We start from the raw sequence: 17,385 nt of genomic DNA, 5'->3' as shown, positions 1-17,385 counted from the left end.
CGCAGGACTCTTACGCAGTCTTACTGGAATTGCCTTGGTGGAGAGGAAGTAAAATGTTTTCGATCCGTTCGATTATCTCAAGTGCGGTGCTGTTTGTGTTCTTGCTTGCAGGCAATGCCTACGCCGCTCCCAAACAACCGGCGGGCGACGCTATAGAAAAACGCGCCGCTGCCGCGACGCCGATGAAGGCCTCAGCGGTTGAAAAGCTCTATGCCGGCCGCACCTGGAAATGGCAAAACGGCGGTGGGTTCTATTCTGCGGAGACAACTGCTCGCGGGCTGTTCTCTGCAAATAGGAAGCCGTTCGCCGCTTGGTCGCGCAAACGGGCAGCATGGTCCTATGCGGAGGGAAACTGGTATGCGACCAATGGGGGCAAGCTCTGCATGCGCGCTCTCTGGACCAGCAAAGTAGCGAAAGGGAGTCTGGCCAGAAGCGGTGCAATCACATGTTTCCTGCACCGTGAAAAACATGGCGTCGTTTATCAGAAGCCTTTCAAGGGTGGGAAATGGTATGTCTTTCGTCACAATCCCGCTCGCCGGGACGATGAGGCGCGCAAACTGGTCAAAGGTAATCGGGTAAGCAAAGAAGTTTCGCATCTTAAGGCGAATTCTCGATAACCGCGCAAAAACGGAGCCGCCGCGGCTTCAGGCTCAGGCGCGGCGGCTTCTGTCAAAACCAGGTCCAACATTAAACGCCCGGCTGATTCGAGACCCTTCGAGTGTAGCAACGCGCTTTCTGACCAAAGCCGCTCGGAGTGCAGACATAGCTGTTGCTGTTCAAGTACCGGGATGCTGATATTTTAACGACCTTGCCGGCGGGTTTCTTGTTGTAGCGAACATCGTTGTTAACCCGATATTTGACAAGGTAGACGGACCGTGTCTCTCTCTCTGGCTTACGCAATTCGCCTGCTCGCGCGTTTGCGCCGAGAGCCACGGAAAAAGCAAGCCCGATCGCTGCAATCGCCACTCTTCTAAAACGGTTCCGATGCGCAGTAGAAAACGTCATGTGCTAGCCTCCAATGTTTTTGTTCTGGAGTGCGTTGTACCCACAGGACTTTAGGTTCTGGTTTGAACTATCTTGATAAATTTAGACAAAATGTTGCATTCCCCATGCAGAGAGATCGGCCTTGGACTTGGCTTCGGCGAGAGCGTGCCGGCATCGACAGCTCCTGCAGGCAGTCATCGCGCGGGCCTGCAGGAATTCTGTGCGCGAGGCCATGATGATGGAAAGGAAAGAATCATCGCTTGGCTATCGAGGAACTGCTGGACCAGCTGCTTGCTGGTCGACACGCCTTGCACATACAACCCCGCAAGCGTGGCCACCAAGGCCCGCTCCGAACGCTGGCGACGCTCGAACAGCCCGGTGGAGAAGCGGCCAACCCGGTCCTACGGAATCCGCAGCTCAAGCTTGCCGACGCGGGTGACAAGGGTGCGGCCGTAATAAACTCGAGCGGTAGCCGAGCCGCTCCAGCGTCCACTCGCCTTCGAGGCACTCAGCGCCTCATCCCGCCGCGCCCCATTGGATTCGAGAAAAGGGCTGCCACCGACCGGCCACCAGTGCAACACGCTCGCCATGGGATCGGGCGGCTACCGTTTCAGCGACTATCCACATTTGGGACTGCTGCTATCGTTCCTCGTCGTCATTGTTGCCGTGCCGATGCTCATGATCGTTTGGCCAATGAGCTGATATGCGGCGGACGGATCAATCCTGGCGGCCTTCGCGGGTCCACAGTTCGGAAAATTCCGGATTGGCTGGGGCGCCAGGATTCGAACCTGGGATTGTCGGTACCAAAAACCGATGCCTTACCACTTGGCTACGCCCCAGCAGTCGGAACATGCCCGCTGCGCGCGGCCTTATAGGACGAGCCGACGGAAAGCTCAATGGCGAGAATGGCAAGTGTCGAGAACGGAAAGTGCGCGGAACTGATCCACCGGTTCCCGCAGATTGGCGTCGCGTATCATCTGCTGTCGGGCGATGGCATCTATTCACCCCAACTGCCATTTCATTGCCGGCCGGATCGAAGAAATGGAACCGCCTGCCGCCGGGAATGAGAAGATCGGCTTGGGGTCGTGCCGCCGGCATTTTCGACGGCCAGCGTTTCAAGTTCTCCGGTCAGTCACATGGCGCTATCGCTAGTTCCTGTTTTGTCCTCCTAAACTGGCCGTCGAGCCGCAAGTCTTTTTGTCATCGCTTTTTCTTAATCGATTGTAGAAGCCGGCTGGCCCGCCGACGGCTTGCCTTTCGCACTGCAGCATCATATCGCTCGTGCAGGGACACGGCGGAACTTCGGCTTCGTTGATCTTTTCAATCTCCTGCAACCGGAGAGCAAGCATGACCAAATGGGTCTACACCTTTGGCGACGGCGCTGCGGAAGGCCGTGCCGGCGACAGGAACCTTTTGGGCGGCAAGGGCGCCAATCTGGCCGAAATGTGCAGCCTGGGGCTGCCGGTGCCGCCGGGCTTCACCATCACCACCGAGGTCTGCAACGCCTATTACGCCAACGGCCGCACCTACCCGGCTTCGCTGGAGGCGGACGTCGCGGTCGCGCTTGACCACATCGGCCGGCTGACCGGGCGCCGTTTCGGCGATCCCTCAAAACTGCTTTTGGTGTCGGTGCGTTCCGGTGCCCGCGCTTCGATGCCCGGCATGATGGACACCGTGCTCAATCTCGGCCTGAACGACGAGACGGTCGAGGCACTGGCCGCCGATTCAGGCGACGCGCGCTTTGCCTATGACAGCTACCGGCGTTTCATCCAGATGTATTCCGATGTCGTCATGGGCCTCGACCATGAGGTGTTCGAGGAAATCCTCGAAGACCAAAAGGGCGGCCTCGGCCATGAACTCGATACCGAACTGAGCGCCATCGAATGGCAGGGCGTGATCGCGCTCTACAAGGCCAAGGTCGAGGAGGAACTCGGCAAACCGTTTCCGCAAGATCCGAACGAGCAGCTCTGGGGTGCGATCGGCGCCGTGTTTTCGAGCTGGATGAACAACCGCGCCATCACCTACCGGCGCCTGCACGACATTCCCGAAAGCTGGGGCACCGCGGTCAACGTCCAGGCCATGGTCTTCGGCAATATGGGCGAGACCTCGGCCACCGGCGTCGCCTTCACCCGCAATCCGTCGACCGGCGAAAAGATGCTCTATGGCGAGTTCCTGGTGAATGCGCAGGGCGAGGATGTCGTCGCCGGCATCCGCACGCCGCAAAACATCACCGAGGCGGCGCGCATTGCCGCCGGCTCCGACAAGCCGTCGCTGCAGAAGCTGATGCCGGAAGCGTTTCAGTCTTTCGTCACCATCTCCGACCGTCTGGAAAAGCACTACCGCGACATGCAGGATCTCGAATTCACCATCGAGCGCGGCAAATTGTGGATGCTGCAGACCAGGTCCGGCAAGCGCACCGCCAAGGCGGCGCTCAAAATCGCCGTCGAGATGGCGCGCGACAAGCTCATTTCAAAGGAGGAGGCCGTCGCCCGCATCGATCCGGCCTCGCTCGACCAGTTGCTGCACCCGACCATCGATCCGAAGGCGGCACGCGATGTCATCGGCATCGGCCTGCCCGCATCTCCGGGGGCAGCCACCGGCGAGATTGTCTTTTCCTCCAACGATGCCGAGGAGCTCAAGACGCAAGGCCGCAAGGCGATTCTCGTGCGCATCGAGACCAGTCCCGAGGACATCCACGGCATGCATGCGGCGGAAGGCATCCTGACCACGCGTGGCGGCATGACCAGCCACGCGGCGGTGGTGGCGCGCGGCATGGGCAAGCCCTGTGTGTCGGGCGCCGGCTCGCTGCGCGTCGACTACAGAGCCGGCACCCTGATGGCGATGGGATCGACGTTCCGCAAGGGCGATATCATCACCATCGACGGCGGCAACGGCCAGGTGCTGAAAGGCGCCGTACCAATGCTGCAGCCGGAGCTCTCGGGCGATTTCGCCGCCATCATGGAATGGGCCGATGCCGTGCGCCGCATGAAGGTGCGCACCAACGCCGAAACGCCGCTCGACGCGCGCATGGCGCGTTCCTTCGGCGCCGAAGGCATCGGGCTTTGCCGCACCGAGCACATGTTCTTCGAGGGCGACCGCATCGTTGCCATGCGCGAGATGATCCTGGCCGACACGGAAAAGGGCCGGCGAACGGCGCTCGCAAAACTCTTGCCCATGCAGCGCTCGGATTTCCTCGAATTGTTCGAGATCATGGCCGGCCTGCCGGTGACGATCCGCTTGCTCGATCCGCCGCTGCACGAATTCCTGCCCAAGACCGAGGAAGAGGTGGCCGAAGTCGCCGCCGCCATGAACGTGCCGCCCGACAAGCTCAGGCAGCGCACCGAAGCCCTGCACGAATTCAACCCGATGCTTGGCCATCGCGGCTGCCGGCTTGCGGTTTCCTATCCCGAAATCGCCGAGATGCAGGCGCGCGCCATTTTCGAGGCCGCCGTCGAAGCCGGCAGGAAGGCCGGCGCGCTGGTGGTCCCGGAAATCATGGTGCCGCTGGTCGGTCTGGTGAAGGAGCTCGACTACGTCAAGCTGCGGATCGATGCCGTCGCCAGGAGCGTGATGGAGGAAACCGGCGTCAAGATCACCTATCTTACCGGCACGATGATCGAACTGCCGCGCGCCGCGATCCGCGCCCAGGTCATCGCCGAGGCGGCCGAATTCTTCTCTTTCGGCACCAACGATCTGACCCAGACCACTTTTGGCATCTCACGCGACGATGCGGCCTCGTTCCTGGAGACCTATCGCCAGAAGGGCATCATCGAGCAGGATCCGTTCGTGTCGCTCGACATCGAGGGCGTCGGCGAACTGGTGCGGATGGCGGCCGAAAAAGGCAGGGCAACGCGGCCGGACATCAAGCTCGGCATTTGCGGCGAACATGGCGGCGATCCGGCGTCGATCCATTTCTGCGAGGAAATCGGCCTCGACTACGTGTCGTGCTCGCCCTACCGCGTGCCGATCGCCAGGCTGGCTGCCGCGCAGGCGGCGGTGCAGGCTGCAAAGACCGGTCGCGGGTAAGGGGGCCGGCATCGGCCATGGCCGTGCCATCGAATGATCGGCGGGACAGGCCGCGAGCCGTCCCTGCTCAGGCTGGCCCTGCTCAGGCTGGTTTGGCTTCGACCGTCACCTTGTTGGGATAGAACGCGCCGTGATCGCGGATTTCGATCATCTCGTCGAAAGGCCGCTCATAGGCCCACATCGCATCCTTGCCTGCTTCCGCGGCAGGCAGCACGCTCCAATAGCTTGCATCGCCCTTATATGGGCAATGAGTCGACGAGTCCGTCTTGCGAAGCTGGTCGAAATCGATGTCTTCGAATGGAATGTAGAGGATCCCGGGGTAGGGGGATTCGGTCAACACCTTGGCCCTCCTGGACGAGGCAATGACCGCGTCGCCGGCGCGTACGGTCACAGTTCCGCTGTACGGCTCGATGGTAATGACTTTATCCGGGTTGCGCTGAAAGCCGGGTGACGGATTGGCGGTCTGGTCCATGACGGTTCTCCTTGCACGACCTAAGGTGTGTAGGGCGTGTGCGCTACGCAAGGGCGCTGTCGAATGCGGGGGCTCCATCGCCTTTTGGCGTTGAAGGATATCTCGTCAAATCGAGCATGGCTATGACCGATCAGGGCCGATGACCGATCAGGCTGATGACCGATCAGGCGGCAGCCTGAAAGGCGTCCATCAGCCCGGCATAGGCGGCGGCGATACCGGCGACAGGATTGGTGCTTCGCGACGCGGTTTCGACCTTGAGCGCACCACCGCCGGTCGGCAAGGTAAGAAGCAGGAACTGGCGGTTGCCGCCATCGCCGACGCAAGCCGCGGCGACATGCTGGCTTTCGCCTTCGTTCTGAACGCACATCTTGAACAGCAGCGTGCCGCCGACCGCCTCAAGGGCGCCGCCGACGACTTCGACGAATTCGTCCTCGGAAACGGTTTTGGCGTCCGGCACCAAATCGGCCAGGCTTTCGGCAAGCGAATCTTCGAGAGCTTTGTCGTCGAGCTGCGCGTCCATGCGAACCTCTTTCATTCGCCAATCACACCCCTACCATTAATCAAAGTTAATGTCGACAATGGCCGGATTGTGGCGGTTTTCCCTGCCTTTTTGAACAATGGGCTGCTTCTGCCCGGTCATGGCTGGACAATCCGCGTGTTCGTCCCACAATGGAACGAAAACCAATGGGGGAACGAAAACCCATGGGAGGAGAAGAATGCTCGGACTGATGCAGGAATGGCCGCTGCTTTGCCACAAGCTTATCGACAATGCAGCCAGGCAGCACTGCGAACGCGAGATTGTGTCGCGCTCGATCGAGGGCCCGATCGTCCGGACCACTTACGTCGAAATTCATCGCCGCGCCTTGCGGGTCGCCGAGCGGCTCGAGCGTGATGGCTTTGGGCTTGGCGATCGCATCGCCACATTGGCCTGGAACACGGCGCGCCACATCGAAGCCTGGTACGGCATCATGGGTGTCGGCGCGATCTATCACACGCTTAATCCGCGCCTGTTTCCCGAGCAGATCGCCTGGATCATGAACAATGCCGAGGACAAGGCGATCTTCGTCGACCTGACATTCATGCCGCTGCTTGAAAAGATCGCCGGCGCGGTCAAATCGCTCAAGCAAGTGATCGTGCTGACCGACAAGGCACACATGCCGCAGACGGCGCTGCCGAATGCTGTTGCCTATGAGGAATGGCTTGACGAAGCCGACGGCGCCTTCACCTGGAAGACGTTCGATGAAAACACCGCCGCCGGCATGTGCTACACCTCGGGCACGACAGGCGATCCGAAAGGCGTGCTCTACAGCCATCGCTCGAACGTGCTGCACGCCATGATTGCGGCGATGCCCGATGCGATGGGCCTCTCCTCGCGCGACACCATACTGCCGGTTGTGCCGATGTTCCACGCCAACGCCTGGGGCCTTGGCCAGAGCGGCCCGATGATCGGCGCCAAGCTGGTCATGCCTGGCTGCAAGATGGACGGCGCCTCGATCTATGAATTGCTCGACACCGAAAAGGTGACGTTCAGCGCCGCCGTGCCGACAGTGTGGTTGATGCTGCTGCAGTACCTGGAGGAGACCGGCAAGAAACTTCCCTATCTGAACAAGGTCGTTATCGGCGGCTCATCCTGCCCGCGTGCGATCACGGCAAAGTTCCAGGGCAATTACGATGTTGAGGTCATCCATGCATGGGGCATGACCGAAATGTCGCCGCTCGGCACGCTGTGTACCTTGAAGCCGGGCTATGCCGGGCTTGAGGGCGAAGCCCGGCTCGACGTCCAGAGCAAGCAGGGTTTTCCACCTTTCGGGGTCGAGATGAAGGTCACCGACGACGACGACAAGGAACTGCCATGGGACGGCGAGACATTCGGACGCTTGAAGGTCCGCGGACCGGCCGTCGCGCGTGCCTATTATGGCGGCATCGGATCCGAACAGTTCGATGAAGAAGGCTGGTTCGATACCGGTGATGTCGCCCATATCGACCCAGGGGGCTACATGCAGATCACCGATCGCGCCAAGGACGTCATCAAGTCGGGCGGCGAATGGATCTCGACCATCGAGCTCGAGAATCTGGCGATCGGTCATCCGGATGTGGCGGAGGCGGCCGCCATCGGCATCCAACATTCGAAATGGGGCGAACGGCCGTTGCTTGTCGTCGTCCGCAAGCCGGGCCGGGAGCCGACCAAGACGGATATCCTGGCTTTCATGGACGGCAAGGTGGCGAAGTGGTGGATGCCGGATGACGTCGCCTTCGTCGGCGAAATTCCCCACACCGCCACCGGCAAGATCCAGAAGACAACCTTGCGCCGGCAGTTCAGGGACTATCGCCTGCCGACGGACTGACTGACATGACGTCTTTCGCCTTCAAGCCGCCGCTGAACGGCTTAAGCGCCGGTCCGGGGTGAAGCAGTGCTGAAAATGATGAAAACTCCCGAGCGACAGACGTCGAAGGCGGCCGGCTGGTCGCGGCGGACAGGCGCTTTTTCGGCGGTCCTTCTGCTGACCGTTCTCGTCGGCCACCGCTATCAGCTTGTTGAAACGCCGGCTTTCCTTTGGGTGCTCGGCATTGTCGCGCTGCTTGCCGCCTTTGCGCTGTTGTTCGCCGGATTTGCGTTTTCGAGACTGTGGAATTTCGGCGACCGTGGCGGTCGCGATCTCACCGTCGGCACGGTGCTGGCGCTGCTGGTGCTTGTTCCTTTTGGCATTGCCGCCTACTGGGCAGCGACTTCTCCGCCGCTCAGGGATATCTCGACGGATTTCGACGATCCGCCGGTGCTCGACACCAGCACCCGGACCGGTGATATGAACGCGCTTTCGTCACCGAACCCGGGCGAGCGGCGCCTGCAGACCGAGACCTATCCGCTTGTCACCGGACGCAGCTACAATCTGCCTTTCGATCGGGTCCTGGAAGCAGTCGAAACCGTGCTCGATCGTCGGGACTGGCAGCTTGCGGCGCCGTTTCCCCGTGCGATCGGGCAAAGCGAGGTGACGATCAATGCCCTGGCCAGGAGCTTCATCCTCAGCCTTCCCGCCGACGTCGCCATCCGTGTGACCGACGATGGCGACGCGGTCATCGTCGACATGCGCTCGGCCTCGCGTTACGGCCGCTACGACCTTGGCGACAATGCGGCCCGCATCGTGGATTTCCTGGCCGAGCTGGATAAGGAAGTCGCCGGCCAGGTCGGCACGGCCCCGGCCGAGTGAATCGCTTTGACGCCACAGAAATGCGGCTGATACAATCACGGGTTGAGTATGCGGGCAGGCTATTCGCCGGGGTCGAATTCACCCTTGAGCAAAATTGTCTCCACCGGTCCAAGCGGATTGATGATGCGGCTCTCCAGGACTTCGACAAGCTTGCGTCCGACAGCCGTCATATCGACGGAATGAACTTCGATCTTCGCCGGCAGGAACCGTGCCAGCCGCGTGCTGTCACGCGTTACGATGTGGACGTCGCTCCCCGGAGCAAGACCTCTTTTGCCAAGAGCGTGCAGCGCCCCCAGAAGGCCGAGTTCGTTGGCGCATGCCAGGCCTGTCGGCGGATCTGAACAAGCCAGCAAGCGATCGAACCAGGCTGCGCTCGATTCCATGGTGAACATGCCATGACCGATCAGCGCTTGGTCGATCGCAATGCCGGCCTCGGCCATTGCCCTTGCATAGCCGGAAAGACGCATGGCGCTTGCCTGATCCTCCGGCACCAGAAGTTGCAGTGCAATGCGTCGGCAGCCCTTGTCCATGAGCCGTCGGGTTGCCTCGTAGGCAATCTGTTCATTGTCGACATCGACATAAGGATAGGCGGTATCCAGGTCGGTTCTTCCAAACGCGACGAATGGCATGCGTTGATCCAGCAGCAGCTTGACGCGCGGATCACCCGACACCAGGCGCGTGATGATCAGTCCGTCCGTGCTGCGCGCCTGAAGCTGCCGCTGCACGCTCTCGACGGGATCGTCGTCGGGCGTGGTGGAATAGATGGACAGACTATAACCGGCTTGCCGCGCCGCCAGCGTCATGCCTTCGATCAAAGGCAGCTTCAACAGATCGGACAGATGGTCTCGGGTCTCCATCGGCAGCACTGCCGTCAGCGTCAGCGTTCGACCGGTTTTGAGCGCACGACCATGATGGTTTGGCAGATAGCCGACCCGCTTGGCCGCCTCCTTGACGCGGGCTATGGTCGAGGGCTGCACTTCCGGCCCATCCTTCAGAGCGCGGGACACCGTGGTCACCGAGAGGGAAAGTTCCGCCGCGATCTGCTTTAGATTGGCCATTGTTCGCCCGACTTCATTTGCGAAAGCGCCGGCTGACTTGCTGACCGCCATAACGTTACCGGATTCGACATCCCGGTCAATCCGAACGCCCGTGGCAAGCAGCTTGACTCCTGCGTATTCAGATGCAATCGTAACGTTACGATTACGAATAAATGGCCATTTCAGGCAATGTTTGATGACGTTGGGGAGGAGAACCTATGTCCTGGCTGCGCATTTCCTTAACAGCATTCGCCATCTCGGCTGCCGTGCCCGTCCACGCGCAAACACTCACCATTACGACCGCAGGCGGCGATTATGGCAACGCCATGAAAGAGGCCATGTGGGGCCCTGCTGCAAAAGAGCTTGGCTATGATGTCCGCGAGGAGACCCTGAGCGACGGCCTGGCCGCCTTGAAGATGCAGGTCACCTCGGGGGCAATTGCGACCGACATTATCCACCTCGGCTCACCGGAAGGCGCGCAGGCGGCCGCTCAATCGCTGCTCGAGCCGCTCGACTACAAGATCATCGATCCCAAATCCGTGCCCGACGGCGCAAAGTCGGACTACTGCTATCCGTTCGATTCCTATGGCACTGTCCTGTCGTGGAACACCAAGACCTATGGCGAGAACCCGCCGAAGACCTGGGCCGAGTTCTGGGACGTAGCCAAATTCCCGGGCCGCCGCGCGTTGCGCGCCAATGCGCAGGACTCGATCGAGATCGCGCTTCTCTCCGAGGGCGTGGCGCCGGCGGACGTCTATGCCGTGCTCAGCACGCCGGAAGGGCTGGAGCGCGCCATCAAGCGGCTTGAAGCGATCAAACCGGATGTCGCCGTGTGGTGGACCTCGGGAGCCCAGTCCGCGCAGCTGCTGAAGGATGGTGAGGCGGATCTGGTCGTTACCTGGAACGGAAGGGCAGAGACCGTGAAAAAAGATGGCGGCGCGGCTGACTACACGTTCAAGGGGTCGGTCATCGGCACGGACTGCCTTGGGGTGCCGAAGGGAGCGCCGAACAAGGAAGCCGCGATGAAGCTCATCGCTGCGATGACGCAGCCCGCGCGCGTTGCGAAGCTGACCGATTTCATCGCCTACGGCCCGGTCAATCCTGCGGCCTATGAGGGTGGCCTGATTCCCGAGGACCGTCTGAAGACGCTTGCGACGGCGCCTGAAAATGCCGGCACTTCGGTGTTTTCCAATTCGGAATGGTGGGTCAAGAACGGCGAGGCTGCCCAACAGGCCTTCGATGAGATGATGGCCCGCTGAGTCTCGGCTGACAAGGCAGGAGCAGATGATGAAGTCGCTCCCGATCACCATCGACAGCGTCAGCAAGGCTTACGGGTCCTACGTCGCACTGGATGATGTCTCGCTCGACATTCAAGCTGGCGAGTTCCTCACGCTGCTGGGGCCATCGGGATCGGGCAAGACCACGCTGCTCATGGCTCTGGCCGGTTTTGTCCGGCCGGATTCCGGCAAGCTGTTGTTGGGCGATCGCGACATCACCCGCCTGGCGCCGAACAAACGCGACATCGGCATCGTATTCCAGAATTACGCCTTGTTTCCCCACATGAATGTCCTGGCGAATGTCGCGTATCCGCTGGCGCTGCGCAAGACGCCGAGAGCGGAGGCGCGTCAACGGGCGCTTGCCACCCTGGCCCGCGTCAAGCTGGATGGCCTGGCGGAGCGCAATGTTGCCGCACTGTCCGGCGGCCAGCGTCAACGGGTGGCATTGGCGCGGGCAATCGTCTTCGAACCGCGCGTGATGCTGATGGACGAGCCGCTGTCGGCGCTCGACAAGAATCTGCGCGAAACCATGCAGTACGAGATCCGGCGTCTGCACGATGACCTGGGGATCACCACAATCTATGTGACACACGACCAGCGCGAAGCGCTGATCATGTCCGACCGGATTGCGGTGATGAACTCCGGCCGCATCCAACAGATCGATACGCCGCAGCGGATCTATGATCGTCCGTCGACCCGCTTCGTCGCCGAGTTCATGGGCGAGGCAAACATTGTGCCGCCGGGCTCGGTGCGCAGGATCGACGGCGCCGAAGCGTCACGCGAGACCCTGATGATTCGCGCCGAAAGCTTCCATCTTGATGCCAAGCTCGCCGGGGCAGACGCAGTGGCTCTCGAAGGAACACTGCGCGCCAAGGCGTTCCGCGGCGAGAACTGGCTTTTGACGCTGGCGCTTGACGGTGGCCAGGAGGTCCTTGTCTGCATTCCGGCAGCACTGGCCGGCGGTTGCGCCGAGCTTGCCGCCGGTCAGCGGATGACCGCCTATGCACCAGCAGCGAAGATTCACGCGATACCGGGAGCGCTGGCGTGACCGTCACCGCGGATCCAGCGCTCTTGGCGGATGCGCGCCGCGAGCGGCGGTTTTTTCTTTCGCTTTCGCTGCCGGCGCTGTTCATCGTTGGACTGGCGGCGATACTGCCCATCCTTTGGATCATCCGGCAATCTTTTTTGACCACAGGCGGTGAGTACACTGTCGGCAACTACGCGAAAGTACTTTCGAGCGGACTGACATGGTCGGCGCTCGTCACCACCCTCGAACTGTCCCTCGGCACGCTGGCGATCTGCATTCTTCTGGGCACCCCGCTGGCACTCGCCTTGGCCAGCGCCAGGCCAAGGGTGGCCAACGTGCTGATGGCCTTCGTCATGCTGCCGTTGTGGACCGCCATCCTGGTGCGCACCTATGGCTGGCTCGTGCTGTTGCGGCGTGATGGCCTGATCAACGCGGCCTTGACTGGTTCGGGCCTGACGGCGGAGCCTTTTCCGCTGGTCTATAATTTTACCGGAACGCTGATCGGCATGGTTCACTACATGCTGCCGATCTTTCTGCTGCCGGTTTATGCCGCGATGCGCGATATCGACCCAAACCTCGTTCGCGCGGCAGCGAGCATGGGAGCGACCCTCGGGCAGGTCATCCGCACCGTCATCATGCCGCTTTCGGCCGGCGGCATCTTCTCGGGTTCGGTCATCGTCCTCATCTATTCCATCGGTTTTTTCATCACGCCGGCGGTGCTTGGCGGCGGCAAGGTAAATCCTCTCTCTACCCGGATCGAGCGTGCGCTATCGACCTTTCAGGATTGGGGGTCGGCCAGCGTCCTGGGCATTCTGCTCCTCGTTCTGATGGCGCTGATCGGTGTGATGCTGCTGGCGGCACGCCGCCTGCTGGCCCACAACACAGGGGCAGCCTCCCATGCTTGAAGCCTATCCGCAAAACAGGCTCGCCCGCATCGTCCTCTGGAGCTTTGCTGCTCTGGTCATGGCATTTCTGATGTTGCCGACGCTGGTCGTGGTGCCGCTTTCGTTTTCGGCGTCTGATCTCCTCGAGTTTCCGCCGCAAGCCTACTCGCTGCGCTGGTACGAGAACTTCTTCGGCTCGGCGACGTGGATGGCAGCACTCAGGACCAGCCTGATCCTTGGGACGTTGACGGCGCTGATCGCGGTGCCTTTTGCGCTGCTCGCCTGCATCTCGATGAATCGGCTGGGCGGCAAGACCGCGGCTTCCATCCAGGGCGTCCTGCTCACCCCCTCGGTCACCCCCGGAATCCTGCTGGCGATCGGCCTCTTCTTTGTGCTGGCGGCGCAACGTCTGGTCGGAACGCTGTTCGGTGTGCTGGTCGGACATGTGGTGCTGGCTGTTCCGGTGGCGTGCATTGTGTTGTTGCCGGCCCTGGCTCGCTTCGACTGGAACCAGGTTCAGGCCGCGCGCAGCCTCGGCGCGGACTGGGCCAGGGCCATTGGCGGAATAATCGTTCCGCAACTTCGGCTCAGCCTGTTGTCGGCGACCTTGATGGCCTTCCTGACGTCGCTCGATGAGTCCGTGATTTCGATCTTCGTCGCAAGTGGTCGCAACAGCACGATGCCGAAGCTCATGTTCATCTCGCTGCGCGATCAGATCGATCCGACCATTGCGGCGATCTCGACATTGTGGACCGCTATTGTTGTGGTCGTCGTCGTGATCGTGGCCGTTCGCCAAAAATCCTGACCGAGACTGGAAGCATGCCCCAAAATCATCACGCGGCCGGTGCTCCGGCGGATCAATCGACTGACATCCCTCAGGTTGGCTTGGCCATCATCACCGGGTCGGCAAACTGGGGGCTTGCCTTCCCGGAAGATGTCGGAGTCGAGGGCGTGCGCACGCTGCGGCGCGACATGAGTTTTGAAACGCCTTTCGGTCGTTCCGACAACTGGAAGTTGCTCGAGTTCGATGCCTCGATTTCAGCCGAAGGCAGAGCAAAGCGGGCGTTGTGCATGTATTCGCACGGCAATCCCCGCGACCATATCGACCATTCCTGCCATCGCCGCGCGTTCTGGGTGTTGATGCAAGCGGGGGTGCGGCAAGTCCTCGCCTGCTCGACCGTTGGCGCCGTCAACAAGGCGATCCAGCCCGGCGACATGGTGGTGCCCGCCGATATCATCGAACTGACGCAGACCCCGTTTTCACTGCTTCCGGACCGCCAGAGTTTTGACTGTTCGGGCAAGCAGATCGTATGTCCAAGATGTGCGGCGGTTCTGGCCGAGACGGCCCGCCGCCATTGGCCGGCCGAATGCCGCGTGCATGGCATCGAACAGCAACTGGTGGCTGCCCATTGTTATGGGCCGCGGCTGACAACCCCGGCCGAAGCCTTGGCCTATCGCGGCATGGGGGCGGACGTGCTCAACCACTCCATCGCCCCTGAGGCGACCCTGGCGCGCGAGATCGGCGCCTGCTTCGTGCCCTGTGCGTTCGTCACGGCGGGTTTCAACGACTATATGGACCGCAACCGCCAGAAATTGCTGCAGGAGGACGTGCTGCCCAATCTCTCCATGACAGCCTCGCTTGTCGCGCTGGAGACCGCCGCGCGGCTTCCGGCCAATCCGCAATGCTCTTGCCAGGGTCTGAAGTCGCCCCAACCCGAAGAGCGTTCCAGCCGGTTCTGAGCTTTCAGGAGCGTAGTTCTGGCGGGAGCTTAGCCAGGCAGGCTGAAAATGCCGTCGATGTCAGGGTCGCCGTCGGTGCTCGCCAGGCCGCGCGCCACCAGGTCCTCGAGATGGGCAAGCACCGACAGCGCGGCCGCGCCATGCAGGCGCGGGTCGGTATCCCGATAGATCGCCGCGACCATCTCCTTGATCGTCCGGTCGCCGCTTCTGATCCGCTCCAGGATCGCGCGTTCGCGCATCCTGCGATGCGACTTCAGCTCGCGCATGAAGCTGCTCGGCGCTGTCACCGGCCCGCCATGGCCGGGCAGCAGCAGGCGGTCGTCGCGCTCGATCAGCCGATCCAGCGAGGCCATATAGTCGGCCATGGCGCCGTCCGGCGGCGCAACAATGGAGGTCGCCCAGGCCATGACATGATCGGCCGAGAGCAGGATACCGGCTCCTTCCAGCGCAAAGGCTGCGTGGTTGGCGGTATGGCCCGGCGTCAGCACCGTTCTGATCGCCCAGCCGTCGCCGTCGACCACCATATCGTCGGCAAGCGCGATATCCGGATTGAAGGCGGTGTCGGCGCTGGCGTCGAGCGGATTGATTTCGCCGGTGCGCAGCGGCCTCGCCGGCCGATGCGGACCCTCGGCCAGGATAATTGCACCGGTGTGCTGCTTTAGCCGCGCTGCCAGCGGGGAATGGTCGCGATGCGTGTGGCTGACGAAAATATGGCTGACCGGCCTGTCTGCGATCACCGCGAGCAGTGTCTTGAGATGCGCCTCGTCATCCGGCCCCGGATCGATCACCGCCAGCGTCTCGCGCCCGACGATGTAGCTGTTGGTGCCGTAGAATGTGAACGTGCCGGGATTTTTCGCGGTGACCCGAACCACGTCGGGCGCAACGGTCACGCCCTGGCCGTAGGCCGGGTCGAAGTCTGTGTCGAATTTCAGCGCCATAGCGAATGTCGTTCAGCTCTGTTCCAGAGGCGGCAAAACCGATTGCCGCATAACACGGAAGCCAATATAGGAAAACGCAAGGCCGCGATCTGCGGCAATCCGAATGAGGAAGACCATGGCAATTGCAACGACGCCGCTTGTTTCTCTCGCTCTGCCTGAAAAGGGTGCGGCCCGCCTGGCGACCCAGCTTTTGCTGGCGATCGTCGGTACGCTGGTGCTGACCTTGTCGGCCAAGACCAGGGTTTTGCTCGGACCGGTCGACATCTCGATGCAGACCTTGGCCGTCTTCCTGATATCAGCTGCGTTCGGCATGCGCCTCGGCGTCGCCACGCTGCTTCTCTACATGGCGGAGGGCGCGATCGGCTTGCCGGTCTTCCAGGGCACGCCGGAAAAGGGCATCGGCATAGCCTACATGCTCGGCTCGACCGGCGGCTATCTCTTCGGCTTCGTCGTCATGGCGGCGATCGTCGGCTGGGCCGCCGATCGCGGCTGGGATCGCCATCCGGTCAAGCTCTTCAACGCGATGCTGGTTGCCGAAATCGTCATGATGGCGATGGGCTTTGCCTGGCTGGCGCTGCTCATCGGCCCGGAAAAGTCATGGCAGTTCGGCGTCGTGCCCTTCATCGTCGGCGACCTGATCAAGGTCGGCCTGGCAGCGAGCCTTGTGCCCGCCGTCTGGTCGCTGCTCAAACGCTCCTGAGCTCTGGTCGACAGATCGGGCGCGGCACTGATCGAGCACGCAACCACAGATCGTGGAACGGTTACCGTTTCAGCGACGGCCTACCGCGAGTTCTCGTCAAAGCAGACCGCCGCCAAGCGGTCGGTAACGCTTTGCTAACGATAACCGTCACACAATGTTCAAATCGACTGATTAAGCACCAGAAGAGCCAGCGGTTCGTCGCGAGTCAGCGTAACCAGGCAGCTACATATCGACGCAATTGCTCGATACCGCTGCTGGATAGCTAAACAAGAAATCGGCGCGATGACTATTAGGCGCAGCTAAAGTAGTGGACAATTAACAGGATTCGACCAATCGCCTTGATTCTCGCGACATGGTTGCTTGCTGGTGTCTTCACGCTGTCGTAACGCTTGCCCCGACCGTGCCAAGACCGCCGAGAAGGATACTTGTGATCAGCCCGGAAAAAACAACTGTTAAGGCGACTGTATTGCCGCAGCGGCCCGCAACCGGCATCGCAGCACGCTGGTATGCCGCCAGCGTTTTTCCGGGAAAGGAAGACGTCGCCGAACGGCATCTCCGGCTGCAGGGGTTTCACCCGTTTATACCTCGCTGCGAGAGGACCATTCGTCATGCCCGGCGCGTCGAGACGCGACCGGCAGCCTATTTTCCAGGTTACATGTTCATCGCCCTCGATGTCGCGCTGCAGCGCTGGCGCTCGGTCAATGGAACGTTCGGTGTGCGCTCCCTCATCATGCAGGGCGAGCGGCCATTGCCGGTCCCCTCGGGGCTGGTGGAGCGGTTCATTGCCCTGACCGGCAAGGACGGCTTGCTTGATTTCAGCGGAGGCCTTACTGCGGGCGCTTCGGTTCGGATTCTCTCAGGCCCTTTCGCGGAGATGATCGGTCGTCTTGACCGGCTCGATCCGGCCGGAAGGGCTCGGGTTCTGGTTGCCATCATGAATGGCGAGATTCCTGTCGACATGGATTCAAGAGAACTCGTCGCGATCGCGTAGCGCCACCATCAAGGCGGCGCGGTGATGTAGATTGTTGTGGTATCCGCTCTCGGGATTCACCCTGGAGTGCGGTAGCCGTCGATTGGTAAGTCTCTGCGAGATC

At 61.4% G+C, this 17,385-nt stretch carries 16 protein-coding genes, 1 tRNA gene and 3 pseudogenes; 12 read left to right on the top strand and 8 right to left on the bottom strand.

All coding sequences use genetic code 11. The features are described from left to right. Positions 1-53 precede the first annotated feature (53 nt). The gene (locus AC0L3O_RS13745) at positions 54-617 is read left to right on the top strand and encodes a DUF995 domain-containing protein (RefSeq protein ID WP_023797910.1); all 564 of its coding nucleotides are present in this window, start codon (positions 54-56) and stop codon (positions 615-617) included. Between the two features lie 70 nt (positions 618-687). On the opposite strand, the gene AC0L3O_RS13740 is transcribed toward AC0L3O_RS13745, so the two are convergent. Further along, positions 688-1,005, bottom strand: coding sequence for a hypothetical protein (locus AC0L3O_RS13740; protein ID WP_306454934.1), 318 nt, complete (start codon positions 1,003-1,005; stop codon positions 688-690). 269 nt (positions 1,006-1,274) lie between these two features. Continuing rightward, positions 1,275-1,514, bottom strand: a pseudogene (locus tag AC0L3O_RS13735) (transposase); the annotation flags it as partial. Between the two features lie 22 nt (positions 1,515-1,536). Here AC0L3O_RS13735 and AC0L3O_RS13730 point away from each other — a divergent pair. After that, positions 1,537-1,686: pseudogene (locus tag AC0L3O_RS13730) on the top strand (SLC13 family permease); the annotation flags it as partial. Between the two features lie 62 nt (positions 1,687-1,748). Here AC0L3O_RS13730 and AC0L3O_RS13725 read toward each other — a convergent pair. Together AC0L3O_RS13725 and AC0L3O_RS13720 are read right to left on the bottom strand one after the other, a co-directional pair. Further along, positions 1,749-1,823: transfer RNA gene (locus tag AC0L3O_RS13725), tRNA-Gln, on the bottom strand. Positions 1,824-1,992: 169 nt separating this feature from the next. Then, positions 1,993-2,092, bottom strand: a pseudogene (locus AC0L3O_RS13720) (VOC family protein); the annotation flags it as partial. Between the two features lie 239 nt (positions 2,093-2,331). On the opposite strand from AC0L3O_RS13720, the gene ppdK reads away from it, so the two are divergent. After that, complete coding sequence (ppdK, locus tag AC0L3O_RS13715) at positions 2,332-5,010, top strand: pyruvate, phosphate dikinase (protein ID WP_473615836.1); 2,679 nt, start codon at positions 2,332-2,334, stop codon at positions 5,008-5,010. Between the two features lie 82 nt (positions 5,011-5,092). Here the strand turns inward: ppdK and AC0L3O_RS13710 are convergent, their stop codons facing one another. Both AC0L3O_RS13710 and AC0L3O_RS13705 read right to left on the bottom strand, forming a co-directional pair. Then, on the bottom strand, positions 5,093-5,482 hold the full coding sequence (locus AC0L3O_RS13710) for a DUF427 domain-containing protein (RefSeq protein ID WP_473615834.1): 390 nt from the start codon (positions 5,480-5,482) through the stop codon (positions 5,093-5,095). Positions 5,483-5,645: 163 nt separating this feature from the next. Beyond that, positions 5,646-6,002, bottom strand: a complete 357-nt coding sequence (locus AC0L3O_RS13705) for a hypothetical protein (RefSeq protein WP_023797902.1) — start codon at positions 6,000-6,002, stop codon at positions 5,646-5,648. A 196-nt stretch (positions 6,003-6,198) separates the two neighbouring features. On the opposite strand from AC0L3O_RS13705, the gene AC0L3O_RS13700 reads away from it, so the two are divergent. Both AC0L3O_RS13700 and AC0L3O_RS13695 read left to right on the top strand, forming a co-directional pair. Beyond that, the gene (locus AC0L3O_RS13700; RefSeq protein WP_473615833.1) at positions 6,199-7,827 is read left to right on the top strand and encodes a fatty-acid--CoA ligase; all 1,629 of its coding nucleotides are present in this window, start codon (positions 6,199-6,201) and stop codon (positions 7,825-7,827) included. A gap of 75 nt (positions 7,828-7,902) precedes the next feature. Continuing rightward, positions 7,903-8,688, top strand: a complete 786-nt coding sequence (locus tag AC0L3O_RS13695; RefSeq protein WP_473615832.1) for a DUF1499 domain-containing protein — start codon at positions 7,903-7,905, stop codon at positions 8,686-8,688. 59 nt (positions 8,689-8,747) lie between these two features. On the opposite strand, the gene AC0L3O_RS13690 is transcribed toward AC0L3O_RS13695, so the two are convergent. After that, positions 8,748-9,746 carry a LacI family DNA-binding transcriptional regulator gene (locus AC0L3O_RS13690; RefSeq protein WP_473615830.1) on the bottom strand — a complete coding sequence of 333 codons (999 nt, stop codon included), beginning with the start codon at positions 9,744-9,746 and terminating at the stop codon, positions 8,748-8,750. 197 nt (positions 9,747-9,943) lie between these two features. Between AC0L3O_RS13690 and AC0L3O_RS13685 the strand changes: the two genes are divergently transcribed. From AC0L3O_RS13685 to AC0L3O_RS13665, 5 genes are all read left to right on the top strand, one after another. Then, positions 9,944-10,984, top strand: a complete 1,041-nt coding sequence (locus AC0L3O_RS13685) for an ABC transporter substrate-binding protein (RefSeq protein ID WP_473615829.1) — start codon at positions 9,944-9,946, stop codon at positions 10,982-10,984. A 28-nt stretch (positions 10,985-11,012) separates the two neighbouring features. Further along, positions 11,013-12,050, top strand: a complete 1,038-nt coding sequence (locus tag AC0L3O_RS13680; protein ID WP_473615828.1) for an ABC transporter ATP-binding protein — start codon at positions 11,013-11,015, stop codon at positions 12,048-12,050. Beyond that, positions 12,047-12,934: an ABC transporter permease gene (locus AC0L3O_RS13675; protein WP_473615826.1), complete on the top strand. Its 888-nt coding sequence runs from the start codon at positions 12,047-12,049 to the stop codon at positions 12,932-12,934. Before AC0L3O_RS13680 ends, AC0L3O_RS13675 begins: the two co-directional genes overlap by 4 nt. Beyond that, complete coding sequence (locus AC0L3O_RS13670) at positions 12,927-13,718, top strand: ABC transporter permease (RefSeq protein ID WP_473615825.1); 792 nt, start codon at positions 12,927-12,929, stop codon at positions 13,716-13,718. The genes AC0L3O_RS13675 and AC0L3O_RS13670 overlap by 8 nt, the downstream gene beginning before the upstream one ends. An 80-nt stretch (positions 13,719-13,798) precedes the next feature. Continuing rightward, positions 13,799-14,653 (top strand): phosphorylase family protein, encoded by an 855-nt coding sequence (locus AC0L3O_RS13665; RefSeq protein ID WP_473615824.1) that lies wholly within the window; start codon positions 13,799-13,801, stop codon positions 14,651-14,653. 29 nt (positions 14,654-14,682) lie between these two features. On the opposite strand, the gene AC0L3O_RS13660 is transcribed toward AC0L3O_RS13665, so the two are convergent. Beyond that, positions 14,683-15,591, bottom strand: a complete 909-nt coding sequence (locus tag AC0L3O_RS13660) for an MBL fold metallo-hydrolase (RefSeq protein WP_473615822.1) — start codon at positions 15,589-15,591, stop codon at positions 14,683-14,685. 115 nt (positions 15,592-15,706) lie between these two features. Here AC0L3O_RS13660 and AC0L3O_RS13655 point away from each other — a divergent pair, with 115 nt between their 5' ends. Together AC0L3O_RS13655 and nusG are read left to right on the top strand one after the other, a co-directional pair. After that, positions 15,707-16,291, top strand: a complete 585-nt coding sequence (locus AC0L3O_RS13655; RefSeq protein WP_128248012.1) for a biotin transporter BioY — start codon at positions 15,707-15,709, stop codon at positions 16,289-16,291. A gap of 352 nt (positions 16,292-16,643) precedes the next feature. Continuing rightward, entirely contained in the window at positions 16,644-17,282 is a 639-nt protein-coding gene (gene nusG / locus AC0L3O_RS13650) for a transcription termination/antitermination protein NusG (RefSeq protein WP_128169382.1), read from the top strand. Positions 17,283-17,385: the final 103 nt, after the last annotated feature.

It is taken from the genome of Mesorhizobium sp. WSM4810 (assembly GCF_055811235.1).
Note: the sequence above shows the minus strand (reverse complement) of the source record. Positions and strands in the feature narration are given on the sequence as shown.